This window comes from Pseudomonas sp. GW823-FHT03E05, assembly GCF_058796855.1.
This window is the reverse complement of record NZ_JBXAJB010000003.1, coordinates 389,559-409,724: the sequence shown is the minus strand read 5'-3', so window position 1 is coordinate 409,724 and position 20,166 is coordinate 389,559. Positions and strand designations below refer to the sequence as shown.

20 protein-coding genes and 1 other RNA gene are annotated in these 20,166 nt (G+C 63.6%); 12 read left to right on the top strand and 9 right to left on the bottom strand.

What is annotated here, in order from left to right:
• Nucleotides 1–228 precede the first annotated feature (228 nt).
• From rho to AC1RCO_RS14855, 4 genes are all read left to right on the top strand, one after another.
• The gene (gene rho / locus AC1RCO_RS14870) at nucleotides 229–1,488 is read left to right on the top strand and encodes a transcription termination factor Rho (RefSeq protein ID WP_011064156.1); all 1,260 of its coding nucleotides are present in this window, start codon (nucleotides 229–231) and stop codon (nucleotides 1,486–1,488) included.
• Between the two features lie 125 nt (nucleotides 1,489–1,613).
• Nucleotides 1,614–3,080 (top strand): 4-hydroxy-3-polyprenylbenzoate decarboxylase, encoded by a 1,467-nt coding sequence (ubiD, locus tag AC1RCO_RS14865; protein WP_492617830.1) that lies wholly within the window; start codon nucleotides 1,614–1,616, stop codon nucleotides 3,078–3,080.
• Nucleotides 3,080–4,048, top strand: a complete 969-nt coding sequence (locus tag AC1RCO_RS14860; RefSeq protein WP_011064154.1) for a CDP-6-deoxy-delta-3,4-glucoseen reductase — start codon at nucleotides 3,080–3,082, stop codon at nucleotides 4,046–4,048. Before ubiD ends, AC1RCO_RS14860 begins: the two co-directional genes overlap by 1 nt.
• 214 nt (nucleotides 4,049–4,262) lie before the next feature.
• Nucleotides 4,263–4,913: a gamma-glutamylcyclotransferase gene (locus AC1RCO_RS14855; protein ID WP_011064153.1), complete on the top strand. Its 651-nt coding sequence runs from the start codon at nucleotides 4,263–4,265 to the stop codon at nucleotides 4,911–4,913.
• A gap of 16 nt (nucleotides 4,914–4,929) precedes the next feature.
• Here AC1RCO_RS14855 and AC1RCO_RS14850 read toward each other — a convergent pair whose 3' ends face one another.
• Entirely contained in the window at nucleotides 4,930–5,907 is a 978-nt protein-coding gene (locus tag AC1RCO_RS14850; RefSeq protein ID WP_492617829.1) for an NADPH:quinone oxidoreductase family protein, read from the bottom strand.
• A gap of 158 nt (nucleotides 5,908–6,065) precedes the next feature.
• Here AC1RCO_RS14850 and AC1RCO_RS14845 point away from each other — a divergent pair, with 158 nt between their 5' ends.
• Nucleotides 6,066–6,473, top strand: coding sequence for a flagellar basal body-associated protein FliL (locus AC1RCO_RS14845; RefSeq protein WP_011064151.1), 408 nt, complete (start codon nucleotides 6,066–6,068; stop codon nucleotides 6,471–6,473).
• A gap of 91 nt (nucleotides 6,474–6,564) precedes the next feature.
• On the opposite strand, the gene AC1RCO_RS14840 is transcribed toward AC1RCO_RS14845, so the two are convergent.
• The 4 genes from AC1RCO_RS14840 to AC1RCO_RS14825 all read right to left on the bottom strand — a co-directional run bounded on the left by AC1RCO_RS14840 (nucleotide 6,565) and on the right by AC1RCO_RS14825 (nucleotide 12,012).
• A complete protein-coding gene (locus tag AC1RCO_RS14840; protein WP_492617828.1) occupies nucleotides 6,565–7,683 on the bottom strand; it encodes an ABC transporter permease in 1,119 nt (372 codons plus the stop codon).
• Complete coding sequence (gene rbbA, locus AC1RCO_RS14835) at nucleotides 7,683–10,409, bottom strand: ribosome-associated ATPase/putative transporter RbbA (RefSeq protein WP_015637434.1); 2,727 nt, start codon at nucleotides 10,407–10,409, stop codon at nucleotides 7,683–7,685. Before rbbA ends, AC1RCO_RS14840 begins: the two co-directional genes overlap by 1 nt.
• Nucleotides 10,406–11,371 carry an HlyD family secretion protein gene (locus AC1RCO_RS14830; RefSeq protein WP_011064148.1) on the bottom strand — a complete coding sequence of 322 codons (966 nt, stop codon included), beginning with the start codon at nucleotides 11,369–11,371 and terminating at the stop codon, nucleotides 10,406–10,408. The genes rbbA and AC1RCO_RS14830 overlap by 4 nt, the downstream gene beginning before the upstream one ends.
• A gap of 191 nt (nucleotides 11,372–11,562) precedes the next feature.
• Nucleotides 11,563–12,012: an EVE domain-containing protein gene (locus AC1RCO_RS14825; protein ID WP_011064147.1), complete on the bottom strand. Its 450-nt coding sequence runs from the start codon at nucleotides 12,010–12,012 to the stop codon at nucleotides 11,563–11,565.
• Between the two features lie 196 nt (nucleotides 12,013–12,208).
• Here AC1RCO_RS14825 and AC1RCO_RS14820 point away from each other — a divergent pair, with 196 nt between their 5' ends.
• On the top strand, nucleotides 12,209–12,358 hold the full coding sequence (locus AC1RCO_RS14820; protein WP_015637431.1) for a hypothetical protein: 150 nt from the start codon (nucleotides 12,209–12,211) through the stop codon (nucleotides 12,356–12,358).
• Nucleotides 12,359–12,391: 33 nt separating this feature from the next.
• On the opposite strand, the gene AC1RCO_RS14815 is transcribed toward AC1RCO_RS14820, so the two are convergent.
• The 4 genes from AC1RCO_RS14815 to AC1RCO_RS14800 all read right to left on the bottom strand — a co-directional run bounded on the left by AC1RCO_RS14815 (nucleotide 12,392) and on the right by AC1RCO_RS14800 (nucleotide 13,819).
• Nucleotides 12,392–12,997, bottom strand: a complete 606-nt coding sequence (locus AC1RCO_RS14815; RefSeq protein ID WP_011064146.1) for a 5-formyltetrahydrofolate cyclo-ligase — start codon at nucleotides 12,995–12,997, stop codon at nucleotides 12,392–12,394.
• A 90-nt stretch (nucleotides 12,998–13,087) separates the two neighbouring features.
• Nucleotides 13,088–13,266, bottom strand: a non-coding RNA gene (gene ssrS, locus AC1RCO_RS14810) — 6S RNA.
• 23 nt (nucleotides 13,267–13,289) lie between these two features.
• Nucleotides 13,290–13,613: a cell division protein ZapA gene (locus AC1RCO_RS14805; protein WP_011064145.1), complete on the bottom strand. Its 324-nt coding sequence runs from the start codon at nucleotides 13,611–13,613 to the stop codon at nucleotides 13,290–13,292.
• Nucleotides 13,610–13,819: a TIGR02449 family protein gene (locus tag AC1RCO_RS14800; protein ID WP_011064144.1), complete on the bottom strand. Its 210-nt coding sequence runs from the start codon at nucleotides 13,817–13,819 to the stop codon at nucleotides 13,610–13,612. Before AC1RCO_RS14800 ends, AC1RCO_RS14805 begins: the two co-directional genes overlap by 4 nt.
• Nucleotides 13,820–14,054: 235 nt before the next feature.
• Here AC1RCO_RS14800 and AC1RCO_RS14795 point away from each other — a divergent pair, with 235 nt between their 5' ends.
• The 6 genes from AC1RCO_RS14795 (at nucleotide 14,055) to AC1RCO_RS14770 (ending at nucleotide 19,997) form a co-directional block, all read left to right on the top strand.
• Nucleotides 14,055–14,612, top strand: coding sequence for a YecA/YgfB family protein (locus AC1RCO_RS14795; RefSeq protein ID WP_011064143.1), 558 nt, complete (start codon nucleotides 14,055–14,057; stop codon nucleotides 14,610–14,612).
• Nucleotides 14,613–14,635: 23 nt separating this feature from the next.
• Nucleotides 14,636–15,970 (top strand): Xaa-Pro aminopeptidase, encoded by a 1,335-nt coding sequence (gene pepP, locus AC1RCO_RS14790; protein WP_015637430.1) that lies wholly within the window; start codon nucleotides 14,636–14,638, stop codon nucleotides 15,968–15,970.
• Nucleotides 15,967–17,154, top strand: a complete 1,188-nt coding sequence (gene ubiH / locus AC1RCO_RS14785; protein ID WP_492617827.1) for a 2-octaprenyl-6-methoxyphenyl hydroxylase — start codon at nucleotides 15,967–15,969, stop codon at nucleotides 17,152–17,154. The genes pepP and ubiH overlap by 4 nt, the downstream gene beginning before the upstream one ends.
• Entirely contained in the window at nucleotides 17,147–17,632 is a 486-nt protein-coding gene (locus tag AC1RCO_RS14780) for a DUF4442 domain-containing protein (RefSeq protein ID WP_077934938.1), read from the top strand. Before ubiH ends, AC1RCO_RS14780 begins: the two co-directional genes overlap by 8 nt.
• 9 nt (nucleotides 17,633–17,641) lie before the next feature.
• Nucleotides 17,642–18,859: a 2-octaprenyl-3-methyl-6-methoxy-1,4-benzoquinol hydroxylase gene (locus tag AC1RCO_RS14775; RefSeq protein ID WP_019095409.1), complete on the top strand. Its 1,218-nt coding sequence runs from the start codon at nucleotides 17,642–17,644 to the stop codon at nucleotides 18,857–18,859.
• A 136-nt stretch (nucleotides 18,860–18,995) separates the two neighbouring features.
• Nucleotides 18,996–19,997, top strand: coding sequence for an extracellular solute-binding protein (locus AC1RCO_RS14770; RefSeq protein WP_401401684.1), 1,002 nt, complete (start codon nucleotides 18,996–18,998; stop codon nucleotides 19,995–19,997).
• Nucleotides 19,998–20,166: the final 169 nt, after the last annotated feature.

Here is a 20,166-nt window from a genome sequence, read left to right as displayed (position 1 = left end):
TGAAAAAGCCCCGCAAAATGCGGGGCTTTTTCGTAATTGAGGGCTAGACGCTCCGAAACTCAGGTGTTACATTCGGCCCCGCACTGGTTTCTCCATTGCCCCCTGCAAGCCGTCGCCGACGCTCTCCTTTTCGAATTAGTACGCGATCCTGTCGCCTTCTCTGCGGCGCGGCCTCATTAAGCCAAAAGCTTAATTTCCCCCCTCTATAAATGATTACGTCATTCCTATATGAATCTGACTGAACTCAAGCAAAAGCCGATTACCGAACTGCTCGAATTGGCCGAACAGATGGGCATAGAAAATATGGCCCGTTCGCGCAAGCAGGACGTGATTTTCTCCCTGCTGAAAAAGCACGCGAAAAGCGGTGAGGAAATCTCCGGTGATGGCGTGCTGGAGATCCTCCAGGACGGCTTCGGCTTCCTTCGCTCTGCTGACGCCTCCTATCTCGCTGGCCCGGACGATATCTACGTCTCGCCAAGCCAGATCCGTCGCTTCAACTTGCGCACCGGTGACACCATCGTTGGCAAGATCCGCCCTCCCAAGGAAGGCGAGCGTTACTTCGCGCTGCTCAAGGTCGATACCATCAACTACGACCGCCCAGAGAACGCCAAGAACAAGATTCTGTTCGAAAACCTGACGCCGCTGTTCCCGACCGTGCGCATGAAGATGGAAGCCGGCAACGGTTCCACCGAAGACCTGACCGGTCGTGTGATCGATCTGTGCGCCCCGATCGGTAAAGGCCAGCGTGGTCTGATCGTTGCTCCGCCAAAGGCGGGCAAGACCATCATGCTGCAGAACATCGCGTCGAACATCACGCGCAACAACCCTGAAGTTCATCTGATCGTGCTGCTGATCGACGAGCGTCCGGAAGAAGTGACCGAAATGCAGCGCACTGTGCGCGGCGAAGTGGTCGCCTCCACCTTCGACGAGCCGCCAACCCGCCACGTGCAAGTGGCCGAGATGGTGATCGAGAAGGCCAAGCGCCTGGTCGAACACAAGAAGGACGTGGTGATCCTGCTGGACTCCATCACCCGTCTGGCCCGTGCCTACAACACCGTGATTCCGAGCTCCGGCAAGGTCCTGACCGGTGGTGTCGATGCCCACGCCCTGGAGAAACCGAAGCGTTTCTTCGGCGCCGCGCGGAACATCGAGGAAGGCGGCTCGCTGACCATCATCGCCACCGCGCTGGTTGAAACCGGCTCGAAGATGGATGAAGTGATCTACGAAGAGTTCAAGGGCACCGGCAACATGGAACTGCCCCTGGACCGCAAGATCGCTGAAAAGCGCGTCTTCCCGGCCATCAACATCAACCGTTCCGGCACCCGCCGCGAAGAGTTGCTGACCGCCGACGACGAGCTGCAGCGCATGTGGATCCTGCGCAAGCTGCTGCATCCCATGGATGAAGTCGCTGCCATCGAATTCCTGGTCGACAAGTTGAAACAGACCAAGACCAACGATGAGTTCTTCCTGTCGATGAAACGCAAGTAAATCGATCAGGCCAGCAAGAGCCGGGGAAACCCGGCTTTTTGCTATCTGACATTCTCTATTCTGAACCTGTGGGTTCGGCGCTAAACTGCCTGCCCCGAATGCCACGGCGAAAACGAGGCTCACGCATGCAGTATCGCGACTTGCGCGACTTTATCAGCGGCCTGGAACAGCGCTCGGAACTCAAGCGCATCCAGGTTCCGGTGTCCCCAGTGCTGGAAATGACCGAGGTCTGCGATCGCACCTTGCGTGCCAAAGGCCCGGCCCTGCTGTTTGAAAACCCCACCGGTTATGACATCCCCGTGCTCGGCAACCTGTTCGGCACCCCCGAGCGCGTGGCCCTGGGCATGGGCGCCGAAGCGGTCAGCGAACTGCGCGAGATCGGCAAGCTGCTGGCGTTCCTCAAGGAGCCGGAGCCGCCCAAGGGGCTCAAGGACGCCTGGTCCAAGCTGCCGATCTTCCGCAAGATCATTTCCATGGCGCCCAAGGTGGTCAAGGATGCGGTGTGCCAGGAAGTGGTGATCGACGGCGACGACGTCGACCTTGGCATGCTGCCGGTGCAGACCTGCTGGCCGGGCGATGTCGGCCCGCTGATCACTTGGGGCCTGACCGTGACCAAGGGCCCGAACAAGGACCGGCAGAACCTGGGTATCTATCGTCAGCAGGTGATCGGCCGCAACAAGGTGATCATGCGCTGGCTGAGCCACCGCGGCGGCGCGCTGGATTACCGCGAGTGGTGCGAGAAGCACCCGGGCCAGCCGTTCCCGGTGTCGGTGGCGCTGGGCGCGGACCCGGCGACCATTCTCGGCGCCGTGACCCCGGTGCCGGACAGCCTTTCCGAATACGCCTTTGCCGGCCTGCTGCGGGGCAACCGCACTGAGCTGGTGAAGTGCCGCGGTAACGACCTGCAGGTTCCGGCCACGGCTGAAATCATCCTTGAAGGGGTGATCCATCCCGGCGAGATGGCCGATGAAGGCCCGTACGGCGACCACACCGGCTACTACAACGAGGTCGACAGCTTCCCGGTGTTCACCGTGGAGCGCATCACCCACCGCATCAAGCCGATCTACCACAGCACCTACACCGGCCGGCCGCCCGATGAGCCGGCGATCCTCGGCGTCGCGCTGAACGAAGTCTTCGTGCCGATCCTGCAGAAGCAGTTTCCGGAAATCACCGACTTCTACCTGCCGCCCGAAGGCTGTTCCTACCGCATGGCGGTGGTGACCATGAAGAAGCAGTACCCGGGCCACGCCAAGCGGGTCATGCTGGGTGTCTGGTCGTTTTTGCGACAGTTCATGTACACCAAGTTCGTTATCGTCACCGACGACGATATCAATGCCCGGGACTGGAACGATGTGATCTGGGCCATCACCACGCGCATGGACCCCAAGCGCGACACGGTGATGATCGACAATACCCCGATCGACTACCTCGACTTCGCCTCGCCGGTGTCTGGCCTGGGTTCGAAGATGGGGCTCGATGCGACTCACAAGTGGCCTGGAGAAACCACCCGAGAGTGGGGCCGGGTCATCGTCAAGGATGAGGCGGTCACCCGCCGGATCGATGCCATCTGGAATCAGTTAGGAATAGATTGATGCGTGTAACCTTGCAGCCCTCCGGAGCCGTGCTTGAGACGCTGCCCGGCGAGCGGATTCTCGATGCGGCGCGGCGCCTGGGCTATGAATGCCCGCAGAGCTGCCGCAATGGCAACTGTCATGTCTGTGCGGCGCTGCTGGTGGAGGGCAGCGTGCAGCAAGCTGGCGACGTGCGTGATCACGGCGAGTTCTACACTTGCATTGCAGAGCCGCTGGAAGACTGCATCGTGCTGTGGGATGGCGTCCTTGCGCTGGGAGAATTGCCGGTGCGCAGCCTGTCGTGTCAGCTTACTGAATGCCTGGAGGTCGGCGGCGATGTCTGGCGGGTCAGGCTGCGGGCACCGGCCGGCAAGCCGCCGCGCTATCACGCCGGGCAGTACCTGATGCTGGAGCGGGACAACGGTGAGAAGTCGGCCTTTTCCCTGGCATCGGCGCCTCACAGCGGGCGAGATCTGGAACTGCATGTGCTGGTGCGCGAGAACAGTGCGCAAAGCCTGATGGAGCAACTGCAGCGCAACCGCATGGCTCGGGTGCAGTTGCCTTTTGGCGACACCCACCTGGCCGAGTTGCCGGATGGGCCGCTGGTGCTGATCGCCGCCGGTACCGGCATGGCGCAGATGCACAGCCTGATCGAGCATTGTCGGGCCGCCGGCTTCAAGCATCCGGTGCACCTGTATTGGGGCGTGCGCCGGCCGGAAGATTTCTACCAGCTGGAACACTGGGACGAGTGGCAGCAACTGCCCAACCTCTACCTGCACAAGGTGGTCAGCGACCTGTGTGGCTGGGAGGGGCGCTGCGGCATGCTGCATGAAGCGGTGTGCGAGGACATTACCGACCTGTCGGCGGTACACGTTTACGCCAGCGGCTCGCCGGCGATGATCTACGCCACCCTGGATGCGCTGGTGAGTGCCGGGATGGATGCCCACCAAATGCGCGCCGACGTGTTTGCCTACGCCCCGCGGCCCTGACTGCATCGGGCCTGCGCGGCGCGTTATAACTCTGTATATAGCCTATCGGTATTTATCTAATTAAATAAATGCCGGTAGGTTATATATAAGCCTCCAATTTAAGTGCCACTGCTTAGTGGCACTTAACTTGCCTTGAAACTCATGTGTCTTGCAGTTACTGCCAAGCGTTCTATTAAGTAACTTCTTTTACGCGGGGAGCCGAACGCTATTCGCCATGACAGCCCTTGAATCCAGTTATCTGAATCTGGCTTACCCTCCACGGCTCGATCTGGGCCCGCAGCTGACGCACGACCAACTTCGCAGTTCCATGCAATCCACCATGGCCCGGCACAAGGGTGGGCCGGTGTGGCTGTTCGCCTACGGTTCACTGATCTGGCGGCCGGAATGCTCGGCGGTCGAACGCAAGCGGGGCAGAGTGCATGGTTATCATCGCGGGCTGTACCTGTGGTCCCACGAGCATCGCGGCACGCCGGAGCTGCCGGGGCTGGTGTTCGGCCTGGATCGTGGCGGCTCCTGCAGCGGCTTCGCCTATCGGCTGCCGGAAGAGCAACTGGACGCCTCGCTGTACGCCCTGTGGCAGCGTGAAATGCCTTATCCCTCCTATCGCCCGCACTGGCTCAACTGCCGCCTTGAGGATGGCAGCCAGGTTCAGGCCCTGGGCTTTGTGCTGGAGCGACACCTGCCCAGCTATGCCGGCAATCTGCCGGACGATGTCCTGAACCAGGTGTTCGAAAGCGCTTGCGGGCGGTATGGCACCACCCGCGATTATGTCGAACAGACGGTCCAGGCCCTGCGCAGCCACGCCATGCCAGATCGCAACCTGGAGGCGCGGCTCAAGCGCTGCAAGGGGGCGGACGCCCATTGAGGCCCTGTAGCCGGTCTTAGCGCACCTGCACCACGACCTTGCCCACCGCTCTGCGCTGGCCGAGATCATCGATGGCTCGCGCAGCCTCCGTCAGCGGATAGACCTGGGAGACCAGCGGCTTGAGCTTGCCCTCGGCGAACCAGTCGAACAGTTGCTGGAAGTTCGCCGCATTGTCCTGGGGCTGGCGCTGGGCGAAGGAGCCCCAGAACACACCCACCACCGCTGCACCCTTGAGCAGGGCCAGGTTCACCGGTAGCTCGGGGATGCGCCCGCTGGCGAACCCCACCACCAGCAGCCGGCCGTTCCAGGCGATGGAGCGGATGGCCTGGTCGAACAGGTCGCCGCCCACCGGGTCGTAGATCACATCCGCGCCATTGCCGCCGGTCAGGCGCTTGATCTCGTCCTTCAGGCTGCTTTCGCTGTAGTTGATCAGCTCATCGGCACCGGCAGCCTTGGCCACGGCGAGCTTTTCCGCGCTGCTGGCAGCGGCAATCACCCGGGCGCCCATGGCCTTGCCGATTTCCACGGCGGCCAGCCCGACCCCGCCCGAGGCACCAAGCACCAGCAAGGTTTCACCGGGCTGCAGGTTGCCGCGTTGCTTGAGGGCGTGCATCGAGGTGCCGTAGGTCATGCTGAAGGCGGCGGCTGTATTGAAGTCCATGGCGGCGGGAATCGGCAGCACGTTGTAACCGGGGACGGCCACCTGCTCGGCGAAGCTGCCCCAGCCGGTCAGGGCCATGACCCGGTCACCGGCCTTGAGGTGGCCGACCTTCTCACCCACTGCGCTGACTACGCCGGCCGCTTCGCCCCCCGGGGAGAAGGGGAATGGCGGCTTGAACTGGTACTTGCCCTCGATGATCAGGGTGTCCGGGAAGTTGACGCCTGCGGCATGCACTTCCAGCAGGATCTCGTTCTTCTTCGGCACGGGGCTTGCGACCTCTTCCAGCACCAGCGTTTCGGCAGGGCCGAAGGCTTTGCACAGCACGGCTTTCATCAGGGCTATTCCTTTGGGAGTGGTGGCCGATAAGTGTAGGAGTGTGAATCAGGCGGTCAACGAGCATGCCCGGTCCTGATGACCAGCCATAAGCTTGTGCTTGGGCTCAGGCGGGCGGGCCTTTATGCTAGGCCGCAAACCGGATTAAGGAGCGAATTGTGAAAGCGTGGATCATGTTGCTGCTGGCCCTCTCCCTGCCCATGGCAGCGATGGCCGAAGAGGCCAAAGAAGGTGAAGCACCGAAAGTCAGCTACATCAGCCTGAACCCACCCTTCGTGGGCAACTACGGCCTGGACGGCGGCCCTAAACTCAAGGTCTACAAGGCCGACGTGGCCCTGCGGGTAACCGGCGACGCCTCGGCCCAGGCGGTCAAGGCCAACGAGCCGCTGATCCGCAACCAGTTGGTGGCGCTGTTCGCCCAGCAGACCAGCGACACCATGAATAACGTCGAAGCCAAGGAAAAGCTGCGCCAGGAAGCCCTCAAGCAGGTGCAGCAAGTCATGAACGACGAAACCGGCAAGCCGGTGGTGGAAGACCTGCTGTTCAACAACCTGATCATTCAGTAAGCCTGCCCCCGCTACAGGCGTAGGGGCTGGCTTGCCAGCGAAGGCGTCCCTGCGGCCCTTCGCCGGCAAACCGGCTCCTACGTGGTGTGGGTCATGAAGCCAGGCTCTTGCGAAAGCGCGCCAGGGCGATGGCGAAGAACACCAGGCCGATGGTCGCCAGGGCCAGCAGGTCGGGCAAGACCACACTGACTCCCGCATCGCGGAACAGGATCGCCGCGCTGAGGCTGACGAAGTGCGTCGACGGCGAACCCTGCATCACCCACTGCAGCCACTGCGGCATGCTGTCCAGCGGCGTACTGCCGCCGGACAGCAGCAGCATCGGGATGATCACCGGAATCGCCAGCAGGCCGAACTGCGGGGTCGAGCGAGCCAGGGTGGCGAGGAAGATCCCCAGGGCGGTACTGGCGAACAGATAGAGCGCAGTAACCATCAGGAACAGCGCCATGGACCCCGCCAGCGGCACCCCCAGCACACCCTTGACTATCACCTCCAGCGATACCCAGGTGCACAGCACCACCACCAGCATGTTGCTCCAGACCTTGGCCAGCATGATCTCCAGCGCTGTCAGCGGCAGCACCAGCAGGTGATCGAGAGTGCCGTGCTCGCGTTCGCGCAGCAGCGCGGTGCCGGTGAGCACGATGGCCAGGATGGTGATGTTGTTGACGATCTGGATCACCGCCAGGAACCAGCCGCCCTCCAGGTTGGTATTGAACAGGGCGCGGGTGGTCAGCAGTGCCGGGGCCTTGCTGGTGGCGTCCGCCTGGTTGGCGTAGGTGAGCAGCTCGCGCTGGAAGATCCGGCCGATGTAGCCGGCGCCCATGAAGGCCTGGCTCATGGCGGTGGCATCGACGTTGACCTGTACCGCAGGCTGGCGCCCGGCCAGCAAGTCGCTCTGGAAGTTGGCCGGGACATTGATCACAAAGGTGTACTGGCCGCTGTCCATCACCGAGTCCAGCTGGTCATAGGGCAGCGGCACCGGAGCCTGGAACTCGGGGGGTTGCAGCGCTTCGGCCAGTTGCCGGGAGAGGGCGCTGTGATCTTCGTCCACCAGGGCCACGCTGGCGTTGTGCACGCCGATCACCGAGCCGGCGGCGGGCAGGTAGATGGCCACGGTGAAGGCATACATCAAGAACAGCAGCAGCACGCTGTCGTGGCGCAGGCTGGTGAGCTCCTTCAAGCCCAGGCGCAGGATATGGGCGAGACGATTCATCAGACCTCCTGCTTTTTCAGCATGACCAGGCTGAGCCCGGTGAAACCAAGGAAAAAGCCCACCAGGGCCAGGCACTGGGGCCAGAGTTCGCGCAGGTCCAGGGCCTTGGTGAAGGTGCCGACGGCGATGTCGAGGAAGTAACCGGCGGGAAACAGCTGGCCCATGACCGCCGCCGAGCCTTCCAGGGACGAGCGCGGCACGATCAGCCCGGAAAACTGGATGGTGGGCAGGCTGGTGATGATCATGGTGCCCAGAATCGCTGCGATCTGAGTGCGGGTGAATGCCGAGATCAGCAGCCCCATGCTGGTGGTGGCCAGCACATAGAGCACGCCGCCCAGGGCGAGGGTCAGGCCGCTGCCCTTGAAGGGCACGCCGAACAGCCAGCGGTTCATGGCCACCAGCAGGGCCAGGTTGATCAGACTGACGGCCAGGTAGGGCGCCTGTTTGCCAAGGAGGAACTCCAGGCGGGTCAGGGGCGTGGCGTAGAAGTTGGTGATCGAGCCCAGCTCCTTTTCGCGGACGATGCCCAGGGCCGTGAGCATCGCCGGAATGAACGCCAGGATCAGCGCCATGACCCCGGGGCCGATGGCATTCACGCTGACCACGTCCTGGTTGTAGCGAAAGCGCGTTTCCAGCTTGGCCGCCGGCCTGGTGCTGAGGGCCGGGCTGCTTTGTTCCGCCAGCAGCTCGAGGTTGGCCTGGTGCACGGCCTCGACATAGTTGCGGCTGGTTTCCGCACGAAACGGCATGCCGCCATCCAGCCAGGCCGCCACCGCGGGCTGGCGTCCGGCATAGAGGTCACGGCCAAAGCCGGGAGGAATCTCCAGGGCCAGCTTGATCTCCGAGCGTTGCAGGCGCCGATGCAGTTCGGCGGAGCTGCGGATGGTCGGTTTCTCCTCGAAGTAGCGTGAGCTGCGGAAGGCTTCCAGGTAGGTACGGCTCTGTGGCGTCTGATCCTGGTCGTAGACGGCGAAGGCCAGTTTCTCCACGTCCAGGGAAATGCCATAGCCGAAGATCACCATCATGAAGATCGCCCCCAGCAGGGCGAAGCCCAGGCGCACTTTGTCCCGCAGCAGTTCCTTGCCCTCGCGGCTGGCCACCGCCAGCAGGCGCGCCAGGCTCAGGCCCGAACGCGGGGCGGCTAGGGTGCCGGCAGCGGTGGGGGTAGCCGCCTCCGGTGATGGCGCAGGTGTGTCCGGCGTGCCCTGGGCCTCTTCCAGGCAGCGGACGAAGGCGGCCTCCAGGGTGTCGCCGGCAAACTGTTGCTGCAGCGCCGCCGGGGTGTCGCAGGCCAGCACCTTGCCGGCGTGCATCAGCGAAATGCGGTCGCAGCGCTGGGCCTCGTTCATGAAGTGGGTGGACAGGAAGATGGTCACTCCCTGTTCCCGGGACAGCTCGATCAGCAGGCGCCAGAAGTCGTCTCGGGCCGCCGGGTCGACCCCGGAAGTGGGCTCGTCGAGGATCAGCACTTCCGGGCGGTGCAGCACTGCCACTGCCAGCGACAGGCGCTGGCGCAGGCCCAGAGGCAAGGCGCCGGACTGCTGCTCGGCAATCGCCCCGAGGTCGAAGCGCTGGATCAGTTCCTCGATGCGCGGGCCGCTTTCGGCTTTCGGCAGGTCGAACAGGCGGGCGTGCAGTTCCAGGTTCTGGCGCACGCTGAGCTCGCCATACAGGGAAAAACTCTGGGACATGAAACCGACCCGCTTGCGGGTGGCCAGGTCCTTGGCGTCCACCGGGTTGCCCAACAGCTTGGCGCTGCCCTCGCTGGCGGGCATCAGCCCGGTGAGGACCTTCATGGTGGTGGTCTTGCCGCAGCCGTTGGAACCGAGGAAACCGAAGATCTCCCCGCGGCCGATGGCGAAGCTGACCTTGTTGACCGCGGTGAAGTCGCCGAAGCGCAGGGTCAGCTCATGGGCCTCGATGGCGATGTCCTGGTTGTCACCGGAACGCGGCGGAATCACCAGGGGCTGGTTGTCATGACCGCTGTCGCCCTGGAAATGGGTGAAGGCGTCGTCCAGCTTGCCGCTGGCGGTGATCTGCGCCAGCTCCTGGCTCAGGCCCTGGGCGATCAACTTGCCCTGGTCGAGCATCAGGCAGTGCTCGAACTGTTCGGCCTCCTCCATGTAGGCGGTTGCCACCAGCAGGGTCAGTTGCGGGCGTTGCCGGCGTACGTCTTCGACCAACTCCCAGAAACGCCGGCGCGACAGGGGGTCGACCCCGGTGGTGGGTTCGTCGAGGATCAGCAGGTCCGGTTCGTGGATCAGCGCACAGCACAGGCCAAGCTTCTGCTTCATCCCGCCGGACAGCTTGCCCGCCGGGCGTTCGGCGAAGCGCAGCAGGTCGGTGGCCAGCAACAGGCTGTGCATGCGCTGTTCGCATTCATCCTTGGGCAGGCCGAACAGGGTGGCGAAGAAGCGGATGTTCTCGCTGATGGACAGCTCGGGATACAGGTTGCCCCCCAGGCCCTGGGGCATGAAGGCGATGCGCGGATAGAGGCTGCTGCGGTGGCGCCGTTGCGAGATCGGTCCGCCGAGCACGTCGAGCTCGCCCTGCTGAAGTTTCTTGACCCCGGCGATCAGCCCCAGAAGGCTCGACTTGCCGGCGCCGTCCGGGCCGATCAAACCGCAGCGGGTGCCCGCTGGCAGGTTGAAGCTGATGTCGCTCAGGGCCTGCTGTGAACCGTAGCGATGGCTGATGCCGTTCGCTTGCAGCGCCAGGGCGCTCATTGCAGGTTGGCCGGCCAGTCCACGGGAGCGGTGCGCACATAACCGGCGCCGGGCATGCCCGGTTTGGCCTGGGGCACGGCGGCGGGTTGAGTCAGGCGCACCTTGACCCGGAACACCAGCTTCTGGCGCTCGTCCCGGGTTTCCACCTCTTTGGGGGTGAATTGGGACTTGGCCGCGACGAAGCTGATCTTCGCCGGCAGGGGCTGGTTGGGCAGGGCGTCGAGGAGGATCCGCGACTCGTCGCCAACGGTCAGGCGGCCGGTGACCGAAGCCGGCAGGTAGAGGTTCATGTACTGGTCATTGGGGTCGATCAGCAGCAGCACACGGCCGCCGGCGCCCAGCACTTCGCCGGGTTCGGCCAGGCGCAGTTGGATGATGCCGTCGATGGGCGCCCGCAGGCTGCTGTCGTCGATTTCGCTGGTGAGCTGGGCAACCTGGGCCTGGGCGGCGCCGATGGCGGCCTTCACCGCTGCGACCTGGGCCTGGGCCGCCAGGACTGCTGCGTTGCCGGTGTTCAGGCGGGCCTGCTGCTGGTCGATGATCTGCTGGCTGGCGAAGCCGCGCTTGAACAGCTCCTGAGAGCGCCTGAGTTCCTGATTGGCCAGCAGCAGTTCGCTCTGGCGCAACTGCACATTGGCTTCGGCCGCGGACAGGTTCTCTCGGGCGCGCAGCACTTCGGCCTCGGCCTGATTGCGCTGGGCTTCCAGGGTGCGGGTGTCCATGCGTGCCAGCAACTGGCCTTGAAGCACCTTGTCGCCTTCGTTGACCCGCACTTCCGCCAGGCGCCCGGGAATCTTGCTGGCGATCTGCACTTCGGTGGCTTCGAGCCGGCCGTTGCCCATGCTCAGGCCTTCGGGCAGGCGATCCTGGAGGGATTTCCAGTAGCCGAAAGCACCGGCGGCGATTAACAGAATCAACAGGGAAACAGCAAAAAGGCGGGAGGAACGGTGGTTCGTCGACATGTGTTCTGCGTCCTGCGGCAATAGCGTCCAAGTCTGACGGCTCAAGGCTTTCTACGGCTTGATGCCCGTCAAATGAAAGGGCCAAGCCTAAACCTATTGTTTGCAGGCTGCATGATGATCGGGGCAAAAAAAACGTTCGGGCTGGCGCCGTGGACAGATCCGACTCCCGGCGCCAGGGGGGGGCGGGGTGGTCAGCGCAGGGCGAGTACGGCAGCCCATTGTTCGGCGGTGACCGGCATGACCGACAGGCGGCTGCCTTTGTGCACCAGAGGCATTTCGGCGAGAGCTGCCTGCTGCTTGAGGTAGTCCAGGCGCAGCACCTTGTTGAAGGTTTCCACATGGGCCACGTCAATGGCGCTCCAGGCATTCTTTTCGGCACTGGATTTGGGGTCGAAGTAGACGCTGTCCGGCTCCAGGGCGGTGGGGTCCGGGTAGGCGGCCTTGATGATCCGGCCGATGCCGGCGATACCCGGTTCCGGGCAGCTGGAGTGGTAGAAGAAGAACTCGTCGCCTACCGCCATGGCGCGCAGGAAGTTGCGCGCCTGGTAATTGCGCACCCCGTCCCAACGGGCTTGGCCGAGTTGCTGCAAACCCTGGATCGAGAGTTCGTCGGGCTCGGATTTCATCAGCCAATAGGCCATCTTTCTTACCCTCCAAAGGGTGATTGGGTAGGTTGTCGGGCAATTTTATGACAAACCGACGGTCGGTTGACGTCAGCATTTGCGTGTCGGTTCACGTTATCGCAGAATGCCGGGATTTTAAGCTTGACGCTGCTGCATGGCCTGTTATGGAAACCATGCCTGGAGCGTGTGTGATTTGCCTGAGGGGGGGCAATCGATGAAACGCCAACCGGATTTACTATGGATTTTGGTTATTTTGTTCGGTTTGGGCGTTGTGACCACCGGTTATGCGCAGAGCTTATGGGCCAGCAAGACCGATGCTCCCATCGAAATCGCACAACAGCAGCCGCAGCCTTTCAAGCGCTGAACCAGCTCGGGTGCCGCTGATCGAACGCGGCACCTATCGAGCGAAGTACCATCCCCGATCCGTCACCGTACCGTGCAAGGGTACATCCCAACTGGCCTGGTCCAGCTTTCCGACTTTCTGACATTCATGGGCCAGCCCCAGCAGCTTCGGCTTGCGCCAGTTCTGGCGCCGCGCAAGGTAGGCCAGGCTGCGGTCATAAAAGCCGCCACCCATCCCCAGGCGTCCACCTTCTTCATCAAAGCCAACCAGGGGCAGCAGCACCAGGTCCAGGGCCCAGACCTTGCGTTGCCGCGCGCAATTGACCCGGGGCTCGAGAATGCGAAAACGATTGGGCCGCAGCGTTTCTCCCGGGAGGACGCGCTGGAAAACCATCTTGGTCCGGGGCCAGGCGCTGAGCACCGGCAGGTAGGTGGCCTTGCCCCGGCGCTGGGCGGCACGCAGCAGCAGGCGCGGGTCGATTTCACCGTCGGTGGGCAGATACAGGGACAGGTGCCGTGCCCGACGAAACACCGGGTCCTGAGCCAGTTGGCGGTACAGGCCAAGGGCTGCCTGGCGTTGCTCGGCAGGGCTCAGGGCGCGACGGGCCTTGCGCAGCATGCGGCGAAGTTGCGGGCGGGAAAGCGGCGCAGGTTCGGTCATGAAAGAGGCTATGAGAAGGTCGGATTTGGCAGAACAGCCTACCCGGAAAAACCAATGCCAGCATGGATAACTGGCATTGGCTGACAATTCAGGCTCCCCAGGCGAACCGCTGTCGACTTAGCCCTTGAACCCGAAAGTTCAAGGCGGAAGATGCAGCAGGCTTTAAGGCTTTCCGTCTAGCGGACATGCACACCAGCCCAACGTGCAACTTCCAGGGTAGTGCGAATCGGCTCAGGGACATCGCCAACTGGCAAGCACCCCAGGGAGTGGCGGGAGTATACCGCAACCGCTGTCAGGAATCAGCTTTGCTTGTGTCCGAATCGGTGGCCAGAACCAGGTCAACACGCTCCAGCAGATCCCTCACCTGTTCCCGGGTGGTGGCGCTGGCCTGCACATCCGGACGCTCCTGGCGGTGCAGCAGGTCGTGGGTGATGTTCAGGGCGGCCATGACCGCGATGCGATCGGCGCCGATGACTTTGCCGCTGCTGCGGATCTCGCGCATCTTGCCGTCCAGGTAACGGGCGGCGCTCACCAGATTGCTGCGCTCTTCCTGGGGGCAGATGATCGAATACTCTTTGTCGAGGATCTGCACGGTAACGCTATTGCTTGAACTCATGAGTCTTGCTCCAGGGCCTTGAGGCGCGAAATCATCGATTCGACCTTACGCCGGGCGATTTCGTTTTTTTCAATGAGGTGCGCGCGTTCCTCGCGCCAGGTCTTTTCCTGAGCTAATAAGAGTGCGTTTTGACTCTTTAGTTGCTCGACCCGGGTAATAAGCAGTTCGAGTCTGGCCATCAGTGCGTGCAGGTCGGTGTCTTCCATTGTGTCCCACTGAAGTTGGTCTGATGAGTGGCAACTGGCTGGGCAGCGCCTCAATGGCCTGAGCAGTCGTGGCGCATCTGGCGTTGTCCGGTCGGCAATCTGTCTGTCGCCCGAGGCCCTGCGGGCCACTGTAACGGGGCGCAAAGCACAACGCGGCGCTGGCAATGAATGATGACACGCCCTACGATACAAGGCCTTCATTCTAGACATTGCGCCGCTTGGCGCCTAGCTGCCCATGCCCATTCAGAATTCCCCGTACAACGCCTTCGCCACCCTGCTCAGCAGCAGCGGTCATCCTGTTTCTCCTGCCGAGCTGCACGGCCTGTTGCTGGGTCGCAGCTGCGCCGGCGCCGGCTTCGAAGTCGACGGCTGGCTGGTGGACGCCGCCGAACTGCTCGAAGGCGAGCCGCAAGACAACGTGCGCAGCGCCTTGATCGGCCTGCAGGAGATGGTCAAGGGCGAGCTCACCAGCGATGACATGACCGTGGTCCTGCTGCTGCCCAGCGACGACGCCCCCCTGGCCGAGCGTGCCGCTGCCCTGGGCCAGTGGTGCCAGGGCTTCCTCGCCGGTTTCGGCCTCAACTCCCGCGACAGCAGTGCCCTGAGCGTCGAGGCCACGGAAGTGTTGCAGGACCTTGCAGCCATTGCTCAGGTCCAGGACGCGCTGGAGGAATCCGATGACGGTGAAAGCGACTACATGGAAGTGATGGAGTACCTGCGGGTTGCGCCTCTGCTGCTGTTCACCGAGACCAACAAGACTGTTGCGCCGGCTGCCAAGCCTTCTCTGCACTGACTGACAGGGAACTGCGTCCGCCCATGATTCATATCCCGAAAGCGGAATACAGCCGTCGCCGCAAGGCGCTCATGGCGCAGATGGAGCCCAACAGCATCGCGATCCTGCCGGCAGCGGCCGTGGCCATTCGCAATCGCGATGTGGAGCACGTCTACCGCCAGGACAGCGATTTCCAGTACCTCAGCGGGTTTCCCGAGCCCCAGGCGGTGATCGTGCTGATCCCCGGCCGGGAGCACGGCGAGTACGTGCTGTTCTGTCGCGAGCGCAACCCGGAGCGCGAACTCTGGGACGGATTGCGGGCCGGCCAGGAGGGCGCGATTCGCGACTACGGTGCCGATGACGCATTTCCCATCACCGATATCGACGACATCCTGCCGGGCCTGATCGAAGGCCGCGACCGGGTTTACTCGGCCATGGGCAGCAACCCCGAATTCGATCGTCACCTGATGGACTGGATCAACGTGATCCGCTCTAAAGCGCACCTCGGCGCCCAGCCGCCGAACGAATTCGTTGCCCTGGATCATCTGCTGCACGACATGCGCCTGTATAAATCGGCGGCAGAAGTGAAGGTGATGCGCGAGGCCGCACGGATCTCCGCCCAGGCCCATATCCGCGCAATGCAGGCCAGCCGTCCCGGGTTGCATGAGTTCAGCCTGGAAGCCGAGCTGGATTACGAATTCCGCAAGGGCGGGGCGAAGATGCCGGCCTATGGCTCGATCGTCGCGGCGGGCCGCAACAGCTGCATCCTGCATTACCAGCAGAATGACGCCGTGCTCAAGGACGGTGACCTGGTGCTGATCGACGCCGGTTGCGAGATCGACTGCTATGCCAGCGATATCACCCGCACCTGGCCGGTCAACGGCAAGTTTTCGCCGGAGCAGAAGGCGATCTACGAACTGGTGCTGGCTTCCCAGGAAGCGGCGTTTGCCCAGATCGCCCCGAACAAGCACTGGAACCAGGCTCATGAGGCGACGGTCCAGGTGATCACCGCCGGCCTGGTGCAACTGGGCCTGCTGGAAGGCGATGTGGACCAGCTGATTGCCAGCGAGGCCTACAAGACGTTCTACATGCACCGTGCCGGACACTGGCTGGGCATGGATGTACACGACGTCGGCGAGTACCGGGTCGGCGGCGAGTGGCGGGTGTTGGAGGTTGGCATGGCGCTGACCGTGGAGCCGGGCATCTACATATCCCCGGACAACCAGCAGGTAGCGAAGAAGTGGCGCGGCATCGGCGTGCGCATCGAGGACGACGTGGTAGTGACCAAGCAGGGCTGTGAAATTCTGACAGGTGGCGTGCCCAAGAGCGTGGCCGAGATCGAGGCCTTGATGGCCGCTGCGCGGACCCAGGCGTCATGAGCCGGATCAATCTGGCCATCATCGGTGGCGGTCTGGTAGGCGCGAGCCTGGCCCTGGCGCTGCAGGCCGGGGCCAAGGCCCGGGGCTGGAAGATCGTGCTGATCGAGCCCTTCGCCCCGGGCGACAGTTTCCAGCCCAGCTACGACGCCCGCTCCTCGGCCCTGTCCTTTGGCGCCCGGCAGATCTACCAGCGGCTGGGGCTGTGGCAGGCGATCTCCCGGCGTGCCGAGCCGATCAAGCAGATTCACGTGTCCGACCGTGGGCGGTTCTCCACCGCGCGCCTGTCGGCCATGGAAGAAGGGGTGCCGGCCCTGGGCTATGTGGTGGAAAACGCCTGGCTCGGCCAATGCCTGTGGCAAGGGCTGGACAAGGACGTGATCAGCTGGCGCTGCCCGGCCGAAGTCACCCGTCTGGAGCCCCTGGCAGGCGGCTATCGCCTGACCCTGAACGACGAAACCACCCTGGAATGCGATCTCGCCGTGCTGGCCGACGGCGGCCGCTCCGGCCTGCGCGAACAACTGGGCATCGGGGTCAAGAACCGCCCCTATAACCAGAGTGCGCTGATTGCCAACATCACCCCCAGCGAAGCCCACAACGGCATGGCCTTCGAGCGCTTCACCGACGATGGCCCAATGGCATTGCTGCCGCTGCCGGATAATCGCTGTGCACTGATCTGGACCCGCCAGGGCATGGATGCACAGCGTCTGGCCGACCTGGACGAGCGCAGCTTCCTCAGTGAATTGCAGGGCGTGTTCGGTTACCGCCTGGGAACCCTGAAACAAGTCGGCGCCCGCCATCTCTACCCGCTGTCCCTGGTGGAAGCCGAGGAACAGGTGCGCCCGCACCTGGTGGTGCTGGGCAATGCGGCCCACAGCCTGCATCCGATCGCCGGCCAGGGCTTCAACCTGTCACTGCGCGATGCCCAGGCCCTGGCGGACGCCTTGTTGGCCAGCGAAGCGCTGCCGGGGGATTTTGCCGTGCTGCAGGCCTACCGCGAACGTCAGCGCCTGGACCAGAACCTGACCGTGGGCTTCTCCGATCAGGTCACCCGGCTGTTCGGCAGCAAACTGCCGCTGCTGTCCGTGGGGCGCAACCTGGGCCTGCTCGGCCTGGACCTGCTGCCACCGGCCAAACGCTGGTTCGCTCGCCAGGCCATGGGCCTGGGCACTCGCCCGGATGCGTGACTGGCTGACCCGGCGGTTCGGCAAGGCCCGCCTGTTGCGCTGGGTGTTGAACCTGTACCTGCCCTACCTCGGGGCTGGCGTGCGGGTTCGGCACATCAGTGCGGATTTCCGTGACGTCCAGGTCTGCATGGGCCTGGGCTGGTACAACCGCAACTATGTCGGCACCCAGTTCGGCGGCAGCCTGTATTCCATGGTGGACCCGTTCTTCATGCTGATGCTGATGGAGAACCTGGGCCCCGACTACATCGTCTGGGACAAGGCCGCGACCATCGATTTCATCGCCCCGGGCAGAGGGCCGGTGTTTGCCCGGCTCAGTATCGACCAGGCGCTGCTCGACGATGTTCGCCAGCAGACCGCAACGGGCGAGAAGTACCTGCCGCAGTGGCAGGTAGAGATTCATGACGGCTCCGGCACCCTGGTGGCGCGGGTCGATAAAACCCTTTATGTGCGGCTCAAGCCGCCAGTGAGACAGGCCTAAAGCATGGAAATGCGCGCAGATGTGCTGATTGTCGGAGCCGGAATGGTCGGCAGTGCCTTGGCGTTGGCGTTGCAGGGCAGCGGCCTGGAAGTGCTGCTGCTCGATGGCGGTTCCCTGAGTGTCAAACCCTTCGATGACCAGGCGCCGTTCGAGCCTCGGGTCAGTGCCTTGTCGGCGGCCAGCCAGCGCATCCTGGAGCGCCTGGGCGCCTGGGACGGCATTGCCCGGCGCCGTAGCAGCCCCTACTGCGACATGCAGGTCTGGGACGGCAGCGGCACCGGGCAGATCCACTTCTCGGCGTCCAGCGTGCATGCCGAGGTGCTGGGTCATATCGTCGAGAACCGGGTGGTTCAGGACGCCTTGCTCGAGCGTCTGCATGAATGCGATATCGGCCTGCTGGCCAATGCCCGTCTGGAGCAGATGCGCCGCTCCGGCGACGACTGGCTGCTGACCCTGGCGGATGGCCGGCAACTGCGTGCGCCGCTGGTGATCGCTGCCGATGGCGCCAACTCGGCCGTGCGCCGGCTCACCGGTTGTACCACTCGCGAGTGGGATTACTTGCATCACGCCATCGTCACCAGCGTGCGCAGCAGCCAGCCTCACCAATTGACCGCCTGGCAGCGCTTCACCGATACCGGCCCGCTGGCCTTCCTGCCCCTGGTACGGGACGGGCAGCATGATTGGTGTTCGATTGTCTGGTCGACCACCCCGAGTGAGGCCGAGCGCCTGATGGCGCTGGACGACGAGAGCTTCTGCGCCGAACTGGAGCGCGCCTTCGAAGGCCGCCTGGGTTCGGTGATCAGCGCCGACCCGCGGCTCTGCGTGCCGTTGCGCCAACGCCATGCCAAGCGCTACGTGGCCGAAGGCCTGGCGCTGATCGGCGACGCCGCCCACACCATCCACCCGTTGGCGGGGCAGGGGGTCAACCTGGGCTTCCTCGATGCCGCCGTGCTGGCCGAAGTGCTGCTGCAAGCGGCCAGCCGCGGTGAGCGCCTGGCCGAGGTCAAGGTGCTGAGCCGCTTCGAGCGCCGGCGCATGCCCCACAACCTGGCGCTGATGGCGGCCATGGAGGGCTTCGAGCGGCTGTTCCAGGCCGACCCGTTGCCCATGCGCTGGCTGCGCAACACCGGCCTCAAGGTGATCGACCAGATGCCCGAGGCCAAGGCCCTGTTCGTGCGCCAGGCCCTGGGCCTGAGCGGCGACTTGCCGGAACTGGCCAGAGCCTAGGCGCCGGCTTGCTGGCCAAGCGTCGCGAGGACGAGCCTACGCAACATCTGGTAACTCCTCAGCGCCGGGTTCGGTTGAGATGGCAAATGGGAGTCCTTATCATTTCGCCTCACTTTGAAATCGAGAGACCGCTCCCATGTTGGCACCGAAGCGTCTACTGACCGCCCTGGCCCTCACACTCATCGGTGGCACCGCCTACGCCGCCGATGAAGTCGTGGTCTACTCCTCGCGTATCGATGAGCTGATCAAGCCGGTGTTCGATGCCTACACCCAGAAGACCGGGGTGAAGATCAAGTTCATCACCGACAAGGAAGCGCCGCTGATGCAGCGGATCAAGGCCGAGGGCGAGAACGCCACCGCCGACCTGCTGCTCACCGTGGATGCCGGCAACCTCTGGCAGGCCGAGCGGATGGGCATCCTGCAGCCGTTCACCTCCAAGGTCATCGACAGCAACATTCCCCTGCAATACCGCTCCTCCAACCACGCCTGGACCGGCCTGAGCCTGCGGGCGCGGACCCTGGCCTACTCCACCGACCGGGTCAAACCTTCAGAACTGACCACCTATGAAGCCCTGGCCGACAAGCAGTGGGAAGGCCGCCTGTGCCTGCGCACGGCGAAGAAGGTCTACAACCAGTCGCTGACCGCCACGCTGATCGAGACCCACGGTGCCGAGAAGACCGAAGAGATCATCAAGGGGTGGGTCAACAACCTGTCTACCGATGTGTTCTCCGACGACATCGCGGTGCTCGAGGCGATCAACGCCGGGCAATGCGACGTCGGCATCGTCAACACCTACTACTACGGCCGTCTGCACAAGCAGAAACCGAACCTGGCGGTGAAGCTGTTCTGGCCGAACCAGGGCGATCGCGGGGTGCACGTCAACCTGTCGGGCATCGGCCTGACCAAACACGCACCGCACCCGGAAGCGGCCAAGGCCCTGGTGGAATGGATGACCACGCCTGAGGCGCAGAAGATCTTTGCCGACGTCAACCAGGAGTTCCCGGCCAACCCGGCGGTAGCGCCTTCCGCGGAAGTGGCCAGCTGGGGCAAGTTCGTAGCCGACACCCTGCCGGTTGAAATCGCCGGCAAGCGCCAGGCCGAAGCCATTCGCCTGATGGACCGCGCTGGCTGGAACTGAGCCTGCCGTTATACTGCGCCCCGCTTTTGCGGGGCGTTTTCTTTAGCGGCTGGGCTTTAGTGGCGAGGGAGCTGGCTCCCGTTCCACCGCGCAGCGGTGGCAAGCCCTGAATACGTGATTCAACTGGCGTAACGTGGTTGCAGCCGTTGGGGCGGCCATGGCGCCCAGC